Source organism: Infirmifilum sp. (genome assembly GCF_049970975.1).
Classification (GTDB): Archaea; Thermoproteota; Thermoprotei; order Thermofilales; family Thermofilaceae; genus Thermofilum; species Thermofilum uzonense.
On record NZ_JBMFLX010000200.1, the window covers coordinates 1 to 1,706 of the forward strand.

A 1,706-nucleotide genomic window follows, 5' to 3' on the forward strand; every position below is an offset into this window, starting at 1 on the left:
AGAAAATACTTGCTAGAATGGCAATATGGCTGAAGAGGTTCGCGGAGGCGTACATACATGAGTAGCCAGGTTACGATTAGAGTCAGACAGTCAACACCTGCATTCGTGGGATACTACGAACCCGAGCTTATAGACACAACATACTTCTTAAGACCCACAAGCATCAAAGGAATATGGAGGTGGTTCGCTAGAGCAGTCGTAGCTGGTGCACTCTACGACAGCAACCTACTCTGCGGAAAAGAAGACAAAAACGTCGTGAGAAGGCCGACCGACTTCGAGGTCAAAGCCATATCTAGAATCGTCGGTGAAAAAATGGGTCTCGGCTACTCTAGCGGGTCCAAAATGGGAGGAGTATCAAAGTACAAAATAAGAGTAGAAGTTGTACGTCGACCTCAAGAGCGCAGCGCATCTAGTCGACGTGTCTGGCTGGACGGTAGGGTGAGAGAATTACAGAGAATCGGTTTATTGACCATACATAGGAAAGATGAGCCCCCACCAAAGCTCGCGTATTTCCTAAATGGCGAATTTAACATTATAATCGAGCCTGACTCACGCCTTCCAAGTGCATCCAGAGAGCTAGCATTGAGAACACTCCTATTGTCTTTAAGTCTCTCAGGCATAGGTAAGGGATCACGAAGGGCGTTGGGCTCTCTCGACGTAATAAGGGTAGAAGGACTAAGTATAGAAAGGGATATGAAATCCTTTTTGTCCAAAACGCGTGAACTCGCTCTACAACTTGTGAAGGATAACGCACGTCTTGAGAAGTGCAAGGAGGAACATCTACCACCCATGCCCTCAATAGCGAGTAGAAAGGTTTCAAACGACCTATATGCCTTTCAACTATACCGAACCAGTAATATGAATTGGGAAGATATCCACAACTTCTTCCTTAGGAGTATAAGGTGCAAAAAAATTACGGGGAATTTTAACTGTCAAGACGATCTCAGGAGAAATCTTGAAGCCTGGATACTAGGCCTCCCACGAAAACAAAAACCACCTGGCCACGGGTCAGATTATACCGGCTACGGAATGGATAAAGACGTTGAAAGGAGAGCGAGCCCGATTTTTATAGTCTATCATGGAGACTCGCACTGGTTTAAAAACGGAGCTGGGGCGTATATTTCCGTATTCGTCTCGGGTGACTGGCCAAAGAGGATTTACTGGTATGGCGGATATGAATCCGATTCCCAACCGCTGGATGTGAATGATAATGGGGAGAAATTGAGTGTGAAAGAGGATGATATTATTCAGGCAACAAGGCATGCACTGCAAGAATTGGGGAGATATTTAAATAAAAAACCTCACGGGGTGTGGCCTTAATGAGTAGTAGGCATCAGCAGAAAATTTCTTTGGAAGACTTCATCGAACAGGAGTTAAAGAAGTACGGGGTCAAGTCGAATATCTACTCCTTCATAACAAGAAAGTTAACCGAGACCGCACTACTTGACCTCGAAGGAAAGATTTCCCTTACTCCGAGAAGAGGCGAAGAGTCTAAGCGACAACCGCTGGAAATGCTAACTACAAGCTTCTCGAAGAGCCTTTCCAAGAGCCTCTACCTGGAGTTCAGCCAAGATAAAATCGAGCCGTTACTCAGTGAGGCTTCCCAATGGGTTCAAGAGGTCTACAAGCTCACGAGCGAGCTCTTCGACTATGTTTTCCGTTTCGACGTGAAAACGGGCTCTAGGCTCATCGTCCACATGAAGAAC

2 protein-coding genes are annotated in these 1,706 nt (G+C 45.9%); both read left to right on the forward strand.

Annotated features, from left to right (window positions below):
• Positions 1–57: 57 nt before the first annotated feature.
• A complete protein-coding gene (locus ACP5KC_RS10525; RefSeq protein ID WP_428287564.1) occupies positions 58–1,320 on the forward strand; it encodes an RAMP superfamily CRISPR-associated protein in 1,263 nt (420 codons plus the stop codon).
• On the forward strand, positions 1,320–1,706 hold a 387-nt coding region (locus ACP5KC_RS10530), incomplete at its 3' end, for a hypothetical protein (protein ID WP_428287565.1). The genes ACP5KC_RS10525 and ACP5KC_RS10530, both read left to right, overlap by 1 nt.

What these genes read in the sequence shown, in the direction of transcription:
- ACP5KC_RS10525 (WP_428287564.1), top strand. Translation starts at nt 58, where the DNA reads ATGAGTAGCCAGGTTACGATTAGAGTCAGACAGTCAACACCTGCATTC.